The sequence below is a fragment of the Streptomyces sp. 3-6 genome (assembly GCF_056323165.1).
Window position 1 is genome coordinate 69,480 of the sequence record NZ_JBWHZP010000005.1, and the last position, 15,864, is coordinate 85,343.

The window sequence follows — 15,864 nt, forward strand, 5'->3', positions numbered from 1 at the left end:
AAGCTGACCCTCCCCGGAACGACCGGCGGACCCCGCAGGGGGAGGGTCGGCCGGTTCCTCCCGGGGTCCCCGTCCCGCCGTGTGCCGATGCCGCCGCGCCGGGGCCGTCACGCAGCACCACCGAGAGACTTCGAGGTACCGCCATGTCCAAGACGGCGTACGTCCGCACCAAACCACACCTGAACATCGGCACGATGGGGCACGTCGACCACGGCAAGACCACCCTGACCGCCGCCATCACCAAGGTCCTCGCCGAGCGCGGGGGCGGCAGCTTCGTGCCGTTCGACCGCATCGACCGGGCGCCGGAGGAGGCCGCGCGCGGCATCACCATCAACCTCGCGCACGTCGAGTACGAGACCGACACCCGGCACTACGCGCACGTGGACATGCCCGGTCACGCCGACTACGTCAAGAACATGGTGACCGGCGCGGCCCAACTGGACGGGGCGATCCTGGTGGTCTCCGCCCTCGACGGGATCATGCCGCAGACGGCCGAGCACGTGCTGCTGGCCCGTCAGGTGGGCGTCGACCACATCGTCGTCGCGCTCAACAAGGCCGACGCGGGTGACGAGGAGCTCACCGACCTGGTGGAACTGGAGGTCCGCGAGCTGTTGTCCGCGCACGGGTACGGCGGTGACGCGGCGCCCGTGGTCCGGGTGTCCGGACTGAGGGCGCTGGAGGGCGACCCGCGCTGGACGGCGTCGATCGACGCGCTGCTGGACGCCGTGGACACGTACGTGCCGATGCCCGAACGGTACGTCGACGCGCCCTTCCTGCTGCCGGTGGAGAACGTGCTCACCATCACCGGCCGGGGCACCGTCGTCACCGGCGCCGTCGAGCGGGGCACGATCCGCGTCGGCGAGCGGGTCGAGGTGCTGGGCGCCGGCGTGGAGACGGTGGTGACCGGCCTGGAGACCTTCGGCCGGCCGATGCCGGAGGCGCAGGCCGGGGACAACGTGGCGCTGCTGCTGCGCGGTGTGCCCCGTGACGCGGTGCGCCGGGGGCACGTGGTCGCCGCGCCGGGGAGCGTGGTGCCCGGCCGCCGGTTCACCGCCCGGGTGTACGTGCTGTCCGCCCGCGAGGGCGGCCGCACCACACCGGTGTCCACCGGCTACCGGCCGCAGTTCTACCTCCGCACCGCGGACGTGGTCGGCGACGTCGACCTCGGCGCGACGGCCGTCGCCCGCCCCGGCGACACGGTGACCATGACCGTGGAGCTGGGCCGGGAGGTGCCGCTGGAGCCGGGGCTCGGCTTCGCGATCCGCGAGGGCGGACGCACCGTCGGCGCCGGCACCGTGACGGAGGTCGGCTGAACGGAGCGCACGGCTGCCCGCCCCGCCCGGGGGCGGGCAGCCGCCGGCCACGTACCCGGCGGGCACCCGGGCCCCGGGGGACGAGCCGTCGGGCCGCCGGGACAATGGGACGGTGACCGAGCCCATCCCCGTGACCCGCGCCGTCGACCACGGCACCGCCAAGCTGATGCCCGACGTCGACCGGGAGCGGGCCTGGCTGCTCACCGTCGACGGGGCGCCGCAGTCGTACGTCGACCTGGACGACCCGTGCCACCTGGAGTTCGAGTACGCGCGGCGGATCGGCCACGTCCTGGACACGCTCCCCGAGCCCGGGCGCCCGCTGGACGCCGTGCACCTCGGCGGCGGCGCGCTCACCCTGCCCCGCTACCTGGCCGCCACCCGGCCCGGGTCCCGGCAGGACGTGGTCGAGGCGGACGGCGCCCTGTCGGCACTCGTCGCCGAGCACCTGCCGCTGGCCGGGGGCAGCGGGGTCACCGTGCACACGGCCGACGCGCGGGCCTGGCTGGGCGCGGCACCCTCCGGCTCCGCGGACGTCCTGATCGCCGATGTGTTCGGCGGCTCCCGCGTACCGGCCCACCTCACCACGGTCTCCTATGCGCAGGAGGCCGCCCGGGTGGTGCGCGACGGCGGCGTCTACCTCGCCAATCTGGCGGACGGGGCGCCCTTCGCCTTCCTGCGCTCGCAACTGGCGACGCTGGCGACGTGCTTCGCGGAGCTGGTGCTGGTCGCCGAGCCCGGGGTGCTGCGCGGGCGGCGCTTCGGCAACGCCCTGCTGGCCGCGGCCCACCGCCCCCTGGACACCGCCGCGCTGGCCCGGCGCACCGCGGCGGACGCGTTCCCGGCCCGGGTGGAACACGGCGAGGCGCTCCGCGGGTTCACGGCGGGCGCCCGCCCGGTGCGGGACGAGGACGCCGTACCGTCACCGGTACCGCCCGAGGGCGCGTTCGGCATCGGCTGACCGGGGCGTCGGCCGGCCGGGAGGCTTCGGTGTCCCGGGGCATTCGCTGGTTCCGGGCACCGGTTGTCCCGGGGCACCGTCCTTCTCAGGCTGCCGGAATCGGGGTTGCGCACATCCCGGGTTGCCACCACCCCGGGCCACCGACACCCGCCGGGCGACCGCCCGATCCCGTCAGGCCTTCTCGACCGCGTAAGGCCATCTCGACCCCGTCAGGCCTTCTCGACCACTTCGGGCCGGTCGTCCGCTGCGGGCGACTCGGTGACCACGCCGGTGGTCCGGCGGCGCAGGTTGCGGACGTCCGGGACGCACAGCACCGCCCCGGTGACCACCACGATCAGCGCGGCGCACCCCCACAGGGCCTGCGGGCGCCCGAACGCCGACTCGGCGGGCCCGGCGAGCGCGGTCGCCAGCGGAACCAGTGCGAGCGACCCGAACCAGTCGTAGGCGGAGACCCGGGACAGTTTCTCCTCCGGGATCTCCTGGTGCAGGGCGGTCATCCAGGACACGCCGAACATCTCCACGCACACCCCGGTCACGAACATCACCGCGCACAGCGCCGCCACCGGCACCGGCACGGCCAGCGCGGCCGAGGGCAACGCCAGGGGGAACACGCACAGGGTGCCGGTGAACAGCAGCCGGACCGGCTTCCAGCGGGTCATGATCAGGGCGCCCACCACGGTGCCCCCGCCGAAGAAGCCCAGCGCCAGTCCCCACGGCGCGGCACCGCCCAGGTGGTCCCGGGCGACCAGGGGCCCGTAGACCGCGTCGGCCGCGGCCACCACCGCGTTGGCGAGGGAGAACTGGACGACGATGCCCCACAGCCAGGGACGTCCGGAGAACTCCCGCCAGCCCTGCCGCAGGTCGGAGAGCAGCCCGCCGCCGGGGGCGCGCGGGGGGATGTGCCTCACGTCCAGGAAGGCGCGCAGTGCCGCCGCCAGCGCGAAGGCGGCGGCGTCCGCCACGAGCACCCAGCCCGGTCCGACCGCGGCCACCATGGCACCGCCGAGCGCCGCACCGCCGAGGACGGACCCCTGCATGGCCATCCGGAACATCGCGAAGGCCCGCCCGGCCTGCTCCCCGTCGACCGAGGAGAGCAGCATGCCCTCGGCCGCCGGGGCGAAGAACGCCTGACCGGTGCCGCCGAGCGCGCTGAGCAGCATCATCTGCCACAGCAGCGGCTCGCCCGCCAGCACCAGGACGGCGAACGCGCCTTGCGAGACGCAGTTCAGGACGTTGGCCGCGACCATCACGTGGTGCCGCGGCAGCCGGTCCGCCACCGCGCCGCCGATCAGCAGGAACAGCACCAGGGGCAGCGTCCGCGCGGCGGCGACCAGACCCACGTCGCCGGCGCCGCCGCCGGCGGCCAGGACGGCGAAGGCGGCGGCGATCAGGGCGCCGTTGCTGCCCAGACTGGTCACCACGGCGGAGGCGGTCAGCAGCGTGTAGTTGCGTCCGGCCCAGACGGGACGGCGGCGGGAAGCGGTGGTGGACACCCCGCGACTATCGCCGGGGCGGGGCCGGGTTGCCAAATGCCCGCCCCGCCCGTCGGCCATGACGCCCATCGGGCATGACGCGGATCGGCCATGATCCGGACGCCGGGCGTCAGGTGCCCGTCGGGGGTTCCTCGGTGAGCCGCACGGTGCTCAGGATCTTCTGGATGGTCGCCTCGGACAGTTCGTCCTTGACGCCCTTGGCGCCGAAGAGGTTCCAGGTGACGTAGTCGCCCGCGCCGTTCTTGAACGCGAAGGTGATCGCCTTGCCCTCGCTGTCGCACTTGCCCTTCTGCGGGGTGCCGTCGGAGTAGGCGGTGGCGACGCTGCCCTTGACGCCGGAGGTCGTCGTGTACGGCTTCGGCTTGACCGTCTTCACACTCTTCTTGTCGGGCTGCGTGTAGCCGCCGAAGATCCACCACGGCACGCGGGTCTCCGCCGCCTGGTCGGTCGTCTTGGCGCCGTTCTCACCGCGGGTGCCCGCCGTGACGAGAGCGGTGTCCTCGTCACGGCCGTCCTTGTCGTCGTCGGTGGTGCACCACTTGGACTTGAGGTAGGCGGGGGCGGTGACGGTGGTGCGGTCCCACTCCCCGTCCTTGTCCTCCCACTCGAAGCCGACGCTGGTGCCGGGCGTCTCGATCTCCCAGTCGGCGGGGACGTCGAACTTCGTGCCGAAGCGCGTGTTCACGACGACCTGCCAGCCCGGAATGGTCGCCTTCTCCGCCTCGCCGCCGCGCGGGTTGTCCTCGGAGGCCGACGCGCTCGGCTCCTTCGACGGGTCCGCGGACGCGCTCGCCGACGGCTTGCCGTCCTTGCCGTCCTTCGCGGTGTCGTCCTCGTCACCCCCGAGCACCAGGAATCCGGTCACGCCCGCGGTGATCACCACGGCGGTCGCCGCGATGATCGCCACCAGTTTCGTCCGGTTCCCGTCCCCGCCCTTGGGCGCGTTGGGGTCGCCGGGCACGGTCGGAGCGTTCCACGACGGCTGCTGCTGCGACTGCTGCGCGTACGGGTTCGCCTGCTGGTAGCCGGGCTGCTGGTACGGATTCGGCTGCTGGTACCCCGGCTGCTGGTACGGGTTGTTGTCCTGCGGGTTCTGCTCGCCCCCGGGCGGCTGCTGTCCTGGCCACATGGGCAGCCACCCTAGCCGCGCTCCGGACACGATTCGGTCACTGCCCTTTGACGGGGACGTAGCAACTGCCGGTGACGCGGACCTGGACGGCTGTGGCGACCTGTCCTACTCGCGGGTAACCTGCGGCCATGAGCGCAGACCAGATGTCCGTCGGCGAGATGCTCGCCGCCACCGTTCCGATGGCCCGGACCCTCAACCTCCGGTTCGTCGAGACCACGCCGGAACGAGCCGTGGTGACCCTGCCGGACCAGGGCGAGTACCACAACCACGTCGGCGGCCCGCACGCCGGTGCGATGTTCACGCTCGGCGAGTCCGCGAGCGGCGCGATCGTGCTCGCCGCCTTCGGGGACCAGCTCGCCCGCGCCGTGCCGCTCGCGGTCCGCGCCGAGATCGCCTACCGCAAGCTCGCGATGGGCACCGTCACCGCCACCGCGACCCTGGGCCGTCCCGCCGCCGAGGTCGTGGCGGAGCTCGACGCCGGACAGCGCCCGGAATTCCCCGTCTCGGTCGCCATCCGGCGGGAGGACGGTGACGTGACCGGTGAGATGACCGTCGTGTGGACCCTCCGGCCCAACGGCTGACGGGCACCGGTCACCGGCCACCGGCGTCCGGCCACGGGCGTCCGGTCACCTGCCACCGGCGTCCGGCGTCCAGCGTCCGGCCACCGCGTCCGGGCGGCCGTGTTCACGGGCTCGCCCGGCCGGCTCGGGTGGGTGTCCGGGGCGTCCGGCCTGCTCGGGTGGGCGTCCGGCTCGTCCGGCTGGTCTCTCGGCCTCCGTGGGGCCGGCCTCCGCGGGTTCGGCTACCCGAGTCCGGCCTCCGCCTACCGGTCGCCTGGGCCGGCCCGGTCGGCTCGGTCGGTGGCTGCCGGGTCATCGGGGGGCGCTCGCCGGGGGTGCGTGCGGGGGCGCCCACCGGGGGTGCGTGCCGGGGTGTGCGCCGTCGCACCCGCCGGGGTGAACGCCCGCGTGCGGAACAGCGTGCAAGCCGGGGTGCGTGCCGGTGGCGTCCGCCGCCCGTCCAGCCGTCCGCTCGTCCGTTTCCGTCCGGTCCCGGCTCAGACCGTGCCCGCTCCGTAGGGGCCGTACAGGTCGAGGAGCCGGACGCGGGCGGCGTGCAGCCGGTGGGCGACCACGTTGCCGACCCACTGGGTGAGGTCCCGGCCGAGACCGGCGTCCTCCCGGCAGAGCGCGAGCACCGACGCGGCGTCGAACTCGTGGGCCCGTACCGGCGTGGCCGCCTCGGCGCCCAGGTGCCACACGTGCGGGGTGAACAGCCAGGACCAGCCGACCAGTTCGTTGTGCCCGAGGCGCTCGATGACGGCGGGGCGACGGCCCGGCACCCGCATGTCGAGTTCCACGGTGCCGGTGCGGACCACCCAGAACCGGTCGGCCCGTCCGCCCTCCTCGAACAACCGGGTGCCCTGCGGGAAGGACACCTCGCGGGCGGTGCTCAACAACCGCGCCCGCTGCTCGGCGGGCAGGGCGCGCGGCATGCTGGGGGACGGGGGAGCGAACATGGCGGGCCTCCCGGGGGCTTCCACTGCGCCGACTTCGGCGGTGTCTGCGCTGCCGTTCCAGCGTCCGCCCGTGACCACGGCCCGTCCATGGGCCGGACGGCCCCTCCTCACGCCGGACCGGGGACGTGCCCCATGCCTCCGGCCGTGCCGCATCCTCCCGGTGTGCCCCGTCCGTCCGGGCGTGGCCCTCGCCTCCGGGTGGGGTGGGGGTCCTCCGGCGCCGGTCAGGGACCTGTGGCCCTTGCCCCTTGGGGGCGGGTGCACGAGGCTGGGGACGATCACCGCTCAGCAGGAGGTACACCATGTCCCCCACCATCACGGTCGGCCTCGACGGCTCGCCCGAGAGCAGGGCCGCCGCCGAGTGGGCGGCCCGTGAGGCGAGGCTGCGCGGTCTGCCGCTGCGTGTGCTGCACGTCCGGGAGCCCGAGCCGGAGGCCCGCTTCCCCGCGCTCCCCGGCAGGAACCAGGCCCCGGATCCGGAGCGGACCGGGAGCAGCGACGGTCGGTGGGGCGTGCTGGAGGAGGCGGCCGACGGGCTGCGGCTGCGGCACACCGGCATCGAGGTGGTCGCCGACCAGACGGACGGCCGCGCGGTCGACGTGCTCGTCGAGGCAGCGGCCGACGCCGACCTGCTGGTGCTCGGTTCCCGGGGGCTCGGCCCGGTCGGCGGCTTCCTGGTCGGGTCGGTCGGCCTCGGTGTCGTCGCCCGGACGGAACGGCCCGTGGTCCTGGTCCGGGCCGGTGAGCAGGCGGCCGACGAGCACGAGCCGGACCCCGCCGGCATCCCCTCGGCCGCCACCCGCTACCGCCCGGTCCTCCTCGGCGTGGACGCCGCCCGGCCGGAGGACGCGGTGATCGGCTTCGCCTTCGAGGAGGCCGCCCGGCGTGGCACCGGCCTGCACGCGGTGCACGGCTGGAACCTGCCGCCCTACTACGTCCACGGACTGCCGGCCGCCCCCGAGCTGTACGACGAGGTCGCCGCCGCCGAGGCGGAGGCGCTGACGAAGGCGCTGCAACCGTGGCGGGAGCGGTACCCGCAGGTGGAGGTCGAGGAGGAGCCGATCGGTGGCAGCCCTTCGGTCCGTCTGGTGGAGGCGTCGCGCGGGGCGAGCCTCGTCGTCGTCGGCCGCCGGATCCGGCGCGGCCCGTTCGGGGGACGGATCGGTGCCCTCACCCATGCCGTGCTGCACCACGCGGTGGCCCCCGTCGCCGTCGTCGCGCACGAGTGACGCGCCCTCACACCCACACCCACACCCACGCCCACCCCCGGACCCGGCACAGGCCACGTGCCGGGTCCGTCGGCTCCGATTCGGTGCGGCCCGGGGACGGCCTCATGCCCGGTGTGGTGTGAGGCTCGTGCGGCTCGGCGGCGCAGCCGCCGTCCGCCCGACCCCTGTCACTCCACCCGATGCCTGCCCGCCCCGCCCGACCGCTGCCGACCCCGACCGACCGCCGTCCGTCGGCCGTCCCGGTGGGGGGATTGCGCCGGACAGCGCCGTCCGCAACGCGCGGCGCGGGAGAACGCAGGAAGCTGGTACTCCGCCCCGGAAGGCCGGGTACCCGCCACGCACGCATCCGTCAGAAGCGCCCCGCCACGGACGCACCCGCCACGGACGCACCCGCCAGGGACGCATCCGTCACGGCCGCCTGAGGTACGGCCGCCCGAGGTGCCGAGGCGTCCGTACGGAGGCGTGGCGGGGCCCGCCCGCGCCCCGTTCACCCGCCCGACCGTCCTGCCGACCACCCAGGGAGAGCGACCGATGCCCGAGCACCAGGACCAGAAGCACAGCCAGAAGCACGGCCAGGCCAAGGGTCAGGACCAGAGCCAGGACCAGGGCCGGCTCCAGGACCCCGGACAGGTCCAGAATCAGGCCCGTGGCCACCGGACCGTACTGAGCGACGAGGAACTGCGCACCCTGGACGCCCACTGGCGGGCCGCCAACTACCTGGCCGCGGGCCAGATCTACCTGCTCGCCAACCCCCTGCTCACCGAGCCTCTGCGGCCGGAGCACATCAAGCCACGGCTGCTCGGCCACTGGGGCACCTCCCCGGGGCTGAACCTGGTGTACACGCACCTCAACCGCGTGATCGCGCAGCGCGGCACGGACGCCCTGTGCATCTGGGGGCCCGGTCACGGCGGTCCCTCCGTGCTGGCGAACTCCTGGCTGGAGGGCAGCTACAGCGAGACGTACCCCGACGTCGGCCGCGACCGGGACGGCATGGAGCGGCTCTTCCGGCAGTTCTCCTTCCCCGGCGGCGTCCCCAGCCACGTGGCCCCGGAGGTGCCCGGCTCGATCCACGAGGGGGGCGAACTCGGCTACTCCCTCGCCCATGCCTACGGCGCCGCCTTCGACAACCCCGGCCTGCTGGTGGCCTGCGTGATCGGCGACGGGGAGGCGGAGACCGGGCCGCTGGCCGGTTCCTGGCACTCCAACAAGTTCCTCGACCCGGTCCACGACGGTGCCGTCCTGCCCATCCTGCACCTCAACGGCTACAAGATCGCCAACCCGACCCTGCTCGCCCGCCTCCCCGAGGGCGAACTCGACGAGCTGCTGCGCGGGTACGGGCACGACCCGATCCACGTCGGCGGGGACGAACCGGCCGCCGTCCACCGGGCGATGGCCGCCGCCCTGGACAGCGCCCTGGACCGGATCGCCGAGGCGCAGCGGGCCGCCCGCGAGGACGGCGTGACGGAGCGGGTGCGCTGGCCGGTGATCGTGCTGCGCACCCCGAAGGGCTGGACCGGGCCCGCCGAGGTCGACGGCAAGCCGGTGGAGAACACCTGGCGTTCCCACCAGGTCCCGCTGGCCGGCGTCCGCGACAACTCCGAGCACCTCCGGCAGTTGGAGGCGTGGCTGACGTCCTACCGGCCGGACGAGTTGTTCGACGCCGAGGGACGCCCCGTCCCGGACGTCCTGGCCTGCATTCCGGAGGGTGCCCGGCGCCTGGGCTCGACCCCGCACGCGAACGGCGGGCTGCTCACCCGGGACCTGCCGCTGCCGTCCCTGGACACCTTCGCGGTGCCCGTCGAGAAGCCGGGCGGCAGCCTGCACGAGCCCACGCGGGTGCTCGGCGACTTCCTGGAGCAGGTCATGGCGGACACCGCGGGGCGCCGCGACTTCCGGCTGGTGGGCCCCGACGAGACGGCGTCCAACCGGCTCCAGGCGGTCTACGGCGCCAGCGGCAAGGCGTGGCAGGCCCGGACCCTCGACGTCGACGAGGACCTCGACCGACACGGCCGGGTGATGGAGGTCCTCTCCGAACACCTCTGCCAGGGCTGGCTGGAGGGCTACCTGCTCACCGGCCGGCACGGGCTGTTCTCCTGCTACGAGGCGTTCGTGCACATCGTCGACTCCATGGTCAACCAGCACATCAAGTGGCTGCGCACCGCCCGCCGCCTGACCTGGCGCGCGCCCGTGCCCTCACTGAACTACCTGCTCACCTCGCACGTGTGGCGACAGGACCACAACGGCTTCTCGCACCAGGACCCCGGCTTCGTCGACCATGTGCTCAACAAGAGCCCCGAGGTCGTCCGGGTCTACCTGCCGCCGGACGCCAACACCCTGCTGTCGGTCGCCGACCACGCGCTGCGCAGCCGCGACTACGTCAACGTCGTCGTCGCCGGCAAGCAGCCCTGCTTCGACTGGCTGACCATGGACGAGGCCCGCGTGCACTGCGCCCGAGGCGCCGGCATCTGGGACTGGGCGGGCACCGAGAACGGCACCGAGCCCGACGTCGTCCTGGCCTGCGCCGGTGACGTGCCCACCCAGGAGGTGCTGGCCGCCGCGCACCTGCTCCGCCGGCACCTGCCGGAACTCGCGGTCCGCGTCGTCAACGTCGTCGACCTCACCCGGCTGCTGCCCCGCGGGGACCACCCGCACGGCATGACCGACTTCGAGTACGACGGCCTGTTCACCACCGACAAGCCGGTGATCTTCGCCTACCACGGCTATCCCTGGCTGATCCACCGCCTCGCCTACCGGCGCACCGGCCACCACCACCTCCACGTGCGCGGCTACAAGGAGGCGGGCACCACGACGACGCCGTTCGACATGGTGGTCCGCAACGATCTCGACCGCTACCGGCTCGTCATGGACGTCATCGACCGCGTGCCCGGCCTCGCGGTCCGTGCCGCCGCCCTCCGCCAGCGGATGGCCGACGCCCGTACCCGGCACCACACGTGGATCCGGGAACACGGCACCGACCTGCCCGAGGTCGCGGAGTGGACCTGGACCGGAGCCGCCTGAACCGGCCTCCCGCCCGTCCCACCGCACGCACACGGCCGCAGCCGCGGGCAGACGCACGGCCACCGGCCCCGGGGCGGCACGGCCACACAACCGGGGGCGGGGCTCTACCGGAACCGGGCCGTGCCGGAACTGGCCCGGGCCGTGCCGGAACCGGTCCCGGCCGTGCGGCCTCCCCGCGAGCCCGCCGTGAGGTCCGCCCTACAGCCCGTCCAGCTGCTCCCCGTGGGCCTTCGCCAGCTCGGTGTACAGGGTGCCGTTGAGCGTGAGCCCGGCGCGCTCCTCCGCGGTCAGTTCCCGCCGGACCTTCGCCGGAACCCCCGCCACCAGGGAGCCCGGCGGGACCCGCATGCCCTGCGGCACCAGCGCCTGCGCGGCGACGAGGGACCCCTCGCCGATCACCGCGCCGTTGAGGACGGTGGCGCCCATGCCCACCAGACAGTCGTCCCCGACGGTCGCGCCGTGGACCACCGCGTTGTGCCCGACGGACACCCGCTGGCCCACGGTGACGGGGAAGCCCGGGTCCGCGTGGAGGGTGCAGTTGTCCTGGATGTTGCTGTGCGCGCCGACCGTGATGCGCTCCACGTCCCCGCGGAGCACCGCCCCGTACCAGACGCTCGCCCGCTCGTGCAGGGTCACGTCACCGATCACACTCGCCGTCGGCGCCACGAACGCCTCGTCGTGCACGTCCGGTTCCTTGTCGCCGATGCCGATGATCAGCGGCCTGTGCTTCATGTCGCCCTCCGCTCACGTGATGCAGGGCACCGTACGCCATGCCGGTGGGGTGAAGATCACAGGTCTCCCGGGCCCCCGCCGGCCCGCACGCGGACTACGGTGAGCGCGTGCCGAAAAGCAGGAACACGTTCTCGTCCTGGCCGCGCCGCCTCGCGCAGCGGGCGGTCCACGCGGGCTGGGCCTGGGCACAGCGCACCGGCTCGGTGACCGCGGAACACCCCGGCCGCTTCCGCTTCGGCGCCCTCGGCACCGGCACCCGGCTGGCCTTCCCCCTCGGCACCGTGTTCGGCGAGCCGTGGATCCACCTCGGCGCGCACTGCATCGTCGGCGAGCAGGTCACCCTCACCGCGGGCCTCATGCCCGACCTCGACCTCGGCCCCGAGCCGATCCTGCGCATCGGCGACGGCGTCGTGCTCGGCCGGGGCAGCCACATCATCGCCGACACCACGGTCGCCATCGGCAGCGACTGCTACTTCGGGCCCTACGTCTACGTCACCTCCACCAACCACTCCTACGACGACCCGCACGAGCCCATCGGCAAGCAGTGGCCGCGGATGGAACCGGTCGAGATCGGCCCCGGCTGCTGGATCGGCACCGGCGCGGTGATCCTGCCGGGCGCCCGCCTGGGACGGAACGTCGTCGTGGCCGCGGGCGCGGTGGTCCGCGGCGAGGTGCCCGACCACGCCGTGGTCGCGGGCGCCCCGGCCCGCGTCGTGCGCCGCTGGACCCCCGGGGACGGCTGGCAGCCGCCGCTGCGCACGCCCGCGCCCGTCCCCATCCCGGAGGGCGTCACCCCCGGGCAGCTGCGCGCGCTGTCCCTGCTGGACGAGCGGAGCGTGGCCGCCCTCGCCGCACTGGACGCGCCGGGAACCGCCGCGGCCGGGCAGCGCCGCGGTGAGCCGATCGCGGAGGGGACGGAGCGGACGGAGCGGCCCGGACCGGGGGAACCGGACGGTGCGGACAGGTCCGCCCAGCTGGAGCTGGAGGGCTGACGCCGGCCGGGGACCGGCGGCCGACGCCGGGCGAGTCGGGCGACTCCGGCCCGCGCCCCGACGGCACCGTCGAGCTGGTGTACGTCACGGCGGCCGGGGAGCTGCCCCCGACCGTCCACGACGACGACCACCGGGCGCCCACCGGCCCATCGGGCCAGGCACCACCGTCGAGGCGAGCACCCCGCACACCCACGGCAACCGGGGCGACGGGCCGATGGAGATCATCCTGACGCTGACGGTGTCCGTACCGCCCGTGCCCTGAGACACCCCGCCGAACGCCGTCGTCACGCTGTTACCGTGCCGCCATGCGCGCACCCATCGGAGACTTCGACCACGCCACGCCCGTCACCGAGTGCCTCGACGACCTCACCGCCCCGGTCGCCGCCGCCGTGCGGAACTGGACGGGCAGCGTCCCCGCCGAGCAGATCCTCCACGTCGACACCGACCCGCGCTGGGCCGACACCGCCGTCTTCGTGGAGCACTACGGCCGGGATCTCCTCGAACGGTCCGCGAACTGCGTGGTGGTGGCCGGCAAGCGGGGCGGGGAGACCACGCTCGCCGCCTGCGTGGTGCTGTCCACGACCCGCGCCGACGTCAACGGCGTGGTACGCCGCCGGCTCGGCGCCCGCAAGGCGTCGTTCGCGCCGATGGAGACCGCGACCGGCGAGACCGGCATGGAGTACGGGGGCATCACCCCCCTCGGCCTCCCCGACGACTGGCCGGTGCTGGTGGACGCCGCCGTGGCCGACCTGCCCTACGTGCTCGTCGGCAGCGGGCGCCGCCGCGGCAAACTGCTGGTGCCGGGCAAGGCCCTCGCCGAACTCCCGGGCGCCGCCGTCGTGGAGGGGCTCGGCGTCGTCTGACACCGGGGCGCTTCAGCCGACAGAGCGGACGGACCGGTCCGTGACGCCCTGTCAGTTCTTCCGGTCCTGCGGTGGATGCCCCGTCGGGTCACCGTGGAGGCGGGCCGGGTAGGGCAGGGCACTGCCGGGCCGGCGCGGGGCCGTACCGGGGCGGCGGTGGCGCGTGGACCGAGGAACGCGCGGAGCGCGGCGGACGGGTGCCGTCGGGCGGGCCGGCGACGCGTATTCGGGATCCGTGTGCCGGGCCAGGGCGACCGGGACGCGGTACCCGGGGACCCGCGGCGCCGGGTCAGGGTGACCGGCCTCAGCCCAGCCGGGGGATCTCGATCGCGGGGCAGCGGTCCATCACCATGTCCAGGCCCGCGGCCCGGGTCCGCTCGAAGGCCGCCTCGTCGACGACGCCGAGCTGGAACCACACGGCGCGGGCGCCCTTGGCGACCGCCTCGTCGGCCACCGCGCCGGCCAGGTCGCTGTTGACGAACACGTCCACCACGTCGACGTCGAAGGGGATGTCGGCGAGGGACGCGTAGCCCTGCTCGCCGTGCACCGTCTCGGCCTTCGGATGCACCGGCACGATCCGCTTGCCGAACCGCTGCAACACCTGGGCCACGCCGTACGCGGCACGGTCGGGGTTGGACGACAGGCCCACCACGGCCCAGGTGTCGCCGAGTTCGGTGAGAATCCTGCGGACGGTAGCGTCGTCGCCGTACACCGTTGACCTCCGGATCGGGGTGAGGATGGCGGGGGCACCCGGCGGGTACCCCTTCACCGGCGGAACACCGTGGGACGCCGGGTGATTCCCCCGGTGGCCGGGCGCGGTCGCCACCAGCAACGTGCCCGCGATGTGGCAGCGGACCCTGTGGGCCGACGGACTGCCGGCCGGATCCGACATCGACCGCCGGTTCGGGCCCGTCACCTCCGGGGCCTCGCGCGGTGGATCGGTCGGCCTCGCCCTGCCCGGTGCACGGTCGCTCCATCGCGCGAGGGCGCGGGCCCGGGCCCCTGAAGTGCGCGAGAGAGCTGCGTCTTCCCGCCGGCGCGCCTACGCTCGCCTCGTGCTGCGCATCACCGACGCCCGAACCGGCCACCTCGTCGACGCCGCCCCCGTCCGACGGGGCCTGACCCGGGTCGAGGCCCACACCGAGGGGTTCGACGCCACCGCCCTGCGGGTGATGGTCGTCGCCGACCTGCTCGTCCGTGCCCTGGAGCTCGGCGGCACCCCGGTGTGGGCGCTGCTGCGCGGGGATCGGGGCCGCCCGCAGCTGCGGACGGCGGCCGCCGCTCTGGGGGTGCGCCCGTTCGAGGAGGACGGGCACGCGGAGGCCGGACTCGGCGAGGCCCAGATCCTGCACGTGGTGGCGGAGGGAGGTGCGGCCCCCGACGGAGTGCCGGTCGCCGTTGCGCCCGTCCTGGCCGACGGCTTCGAGGCCCCGACCGAGCACCACGATCCCGACGGCGGCTCCACCGTCTCCGATGTCTCCCACCCATCCGACGGCTCCCGGGTCTCCGCTGCCTCGGGAACCGCCGCAAGCTCCGGAAGCTCCGGAAGCTCCGGAAGCCCCGGGGGCCCTGACGCACCTGACCGCCCTGCCGGAGCGGACGGACCGGTCGGCGGGGACGCTGCGGACGCCGGGCCCCGTCCGGGCGCCCCAGCCCCGCCCGCCCCCGCCTCCCTCGCCCCCGGTGTTCCACCCGGCCTCACCGACCTCGCAGCCCTCCGCCTCGTCCTCCTCTCCCACCCGCGGGCCACCGCCGTACGCCTCGACCCGGCCGCCGTGACCGGCGCCGCGCGCACCCTCGCCCACTGGCGTCGGTCGGTCGCCGACTGGGCGCGCCACCCCTCCCGGCCCGTTCCCGACCCGGTGCGCGCCCGGCTGCGGTCCGCCTGGGAGAACGACCTGGACGCCGTGGGCGTGCTCGCCGTCCTCCGGGACGTGGAGCACGCGCCCGACCTGCCGGACGGCGCCCGCTTCGAGACTTTCGCCCACGCCGACCGCCTGCTCGGCCTGGAACTCACCCGCGACCTGGGAACACCGGCATGATCGAACGATCCGGAGCGGGCCCGCTGCGCCGCCTGTTCGTCCTGCGCCACGCCAAGTCCGCCTGGCCGGAGGGCATCCTCGACCACGACCGGCCCCTCTCCGCACGCGGCCGGCGGGACGCCCCCGCCGCCGGCCGGGCGCTCGCCGAGGCCGGCCGGCTGCCCGGCCACGCCCTGTGCTCCACGGCCCTCCGCGCCCGCCTGACCTGGGAGGGGGCGTCGGCGCAGTGGGGCACACCCCCGCCCGTCCGCTTCGACCCGCGCCTGTACGGGGCGGGTGTGCCGGAACTCCTCGCCGTGCTGCACGAGGTGCCCGACGAGGTCCGCACTGTCCTGCTGATCGGGCACAACCCGGGTCTGGAGGACCTCGTGCTCACCGTGGCCGGTGACGGTCTGGACGACACCCTGGACCGGGTCCGCGTCAAGTTCCCGACCTCCGCGATCGCCGTCCTGGCCTGGCGCGGCGGCTGGCCCGACCTGACCGCCGGGTCCGCCCTCCTCACCTCGTTCACCGTCCCCCGGGGAGCGAAGCCGTAGCCGGTCCGGCCGGGGCGGGACCCTGCGCATAGGCTGGCCG

General features: G+C 74.7%; 14 protein-coding genes. 9 read left to right on the forward strand and 5 right to left on the reverse strand.

Annotated features, from left to right (window positions below; translation table 11 throughout):
* Positions 1–143 precede the first annotated feature (143 nt).
* Positions 144–1,313, forward strand: a complete 1,170-nt coding sequence (gene tuf, locus AC02VZ_RS09205) for an elongation factor Tu (RefSeq protein ID WP_432053582.1) — start codon at positions 144–146, stop codon at positions 1,311–1,313.
* Between the two features lie 112 nt (positions 1,314–1,425).
* A complete protein-coding gene (locus AC02VZ_RS09210; RefSeq protein ID WP_476475064.1) occupies positions 1,426–2,271 on the forward strand; it encodes a spermidine synthase in 846 nt (281 codons plus the stop codon).
* A gap of 209 nt (positions 2,272–2,480) precedes the next feature.
* Here the strand turns inward: AC02VZ_RS09210 and AC02VZ_RS09215 are convergent, their stop codons facing one another.
* Complete coding sequence (locus AC02VZ_RS09215) at positions 2,481–3,764, reverse strand: MFS transporter (RefSeq protein ID WP_476475065.1); 1,284 nt, start codon at positions 3,762–3,764, stop codon at positions 2,481–2,483.
* Positions 3,765–3,873: 109 nt separating this feature from the next.
* Positions 3,874–4,893, reverse strand: a complete 1,020-nt coding sequence (locus tag AC02VZ_RS09220; protein ID WP_476475066.1) for a DUF8017 domain-containing protein — start codon at positions 4,891–4,893, stop codon at positions 3,874–3,876.
* A 143-nt stretch (positions 4,894–5,036) separates the two neighbouring features.
* Here AC02VZ_RS09220 and AC02VZ_RS09225 point away from each other — a divergent pair, with 143 nt between their 5' ends.
* On the forward strand, positions 5,037–5,474 hold the full coding sequence (locus AC02VZ_RS09225) for a DUF4442 domain-containing protein (RefSeq protein ID WP_432053858.1): 438 nt from the start codon (positions 5,037–5,039) through the stop codon (positions 5,472–5,474).
* A gap of 476 nt (positions 5,475–5,950) precedes the next feature.
* Here AC02VZ_RS09225 and AC02VZ_RS09230 read toward each other — a convergent pair whose 3' ends face one another.
* Positions 5,951–6,412 carry a cyclic nucleotide-binding domain-containing protein gene (locus tag AC02VZ_RS09230; protein ID WP_432053586.1) on the reverse strand — a complete coding sequence of 154 codons (462 nt, stop codon included), beginning with the start codon at positions 6,410–6,412 and terminating at the stop codon, positions 5,951–5,953.
* 302 nt (positions 6,413–6,714) lie between these two features.
* Here AC02VZ_RS09230 and AC02VZ_RS09235 point away from each other — a divergent pair, with 302 nt between their 5' ends.
* Positions 6,715–7,641, forward strand: a complete 927-nt coding sequence (locus AC02VZ_RS09235) for a universal stress protein (RefSeq protein ID WP_432053587.1) — start codon at positions 6,715–6,717, stop codon at positions 7,639–7,641.
* A 531-nt stretch (positions 7,642–8,172) separates the two neighbouring features.
* Positions 8,173–10,659: a phosphoketolase family protein gene (locus tag AC02VZ_RS09240; protein ID WP_476475067.1), complete on the forward strand. Its 2,487-nt coding sequence runs from the start codon at positions 8,173–8,175 to the stop codon at positions 10,657–10,659.
* A gap of 198 nt (positions 10,660–10,857) precedes the next feature.
* Here the strand turns inward: AC02VZ_RS09240 and AC02VZ_RS09245 are convergent, their stop codons facing one another.
* Complete coding sequence (locus AC02VZ_RS09245) at positions 10,858–11,391, reverse strand: gamma carbonic anhydrase family protein (RefSeq protein ID WP_432053589.1); 534 nt, start codon at positions 11,389–11,391, stop codon at positions 10,858–10,860.
* A 107-nt stretch (positions 11,392–11,498) separates the two neighbouring features.
* Here AC02VZ_RS09245 and AC02VZ_RS09250 point away from each other — a divergent pair, with 107 nt between their 5' ends.
* Both AC02VZ_RS09250 and AC02VZ_RS09255 read left to right on the forward strand, forming a co-directional pair.
* Positions 11,499–12,383 (forward strand): acyltransferase, encoded by an 885-nt coding sequence (locus AC02VZ_RS09250; RefSeq protein WP_476475068.1) that lies wholly within the window; start codon positions 11,499–11,501, stop codon positions 12,381–12,383.
* Positions 12,384–12,688: 305 nt separating this feature from the next.
* Entirely contained in the window at positions 12,689–13,246 is a 558-nt protein-coding gene (locus AC02VZ_RS09255; RefSeq protein ID WP_476475069.1) for a YbaK/EbsC family protein, read from the forward strand.
* Positions 13,247–13,550: 304 nt separating this feature from the next.
* Here the strand turns inward: AC02VZ_RS09255 and AC02VZ_RS09260 are convergent, their stop codons facing one another.
* Positions 13,551–13,958 (reverse strand): CoA-binding protein, encoded by a 408-nt coding sequence (locus AC02VZ_RS09260; protein WP_476475070.1) that lies wholly within the window; start codon positions 13,956–13,958, stop codon positions 13,551–13,553.
* Positions 13,959–14,301: 343 nt separating this feature from the next.
* On the opposite strand from AC02VZ_RS09260, the gene AC02VZ_RS09265 reads away from it, so the two are divergent.
* Positions 14,302–15,288 (forward strand): hypothetical protein, encoded by a 987-nt coding sequence (locus AC02VZ_RS09265; RefSeq protein ID WP_476475071.1) that lies wholly within the window; start codon positions 14,302–14,304, stop codon positions 15,286–15,288.
* Positions 15,285–15,824: a SixA phosphatase family protein gene (locus AC02VZ_RS09270; RefSeq protein WP_476475072.1), complete on the forward strand. Its 540-nt coding sequence runs from the start codon at positions 15,285–15,287 to the stop codon at positions 15,822–15,824. The genes AC02VZ_RS09265 and AC02VZ_RS09270 overlap by 4 nt, the downstream gene beginning before the upstream one ends.
* Positions 15,825–15,864 lie beyond the last annotated feature (40 nt).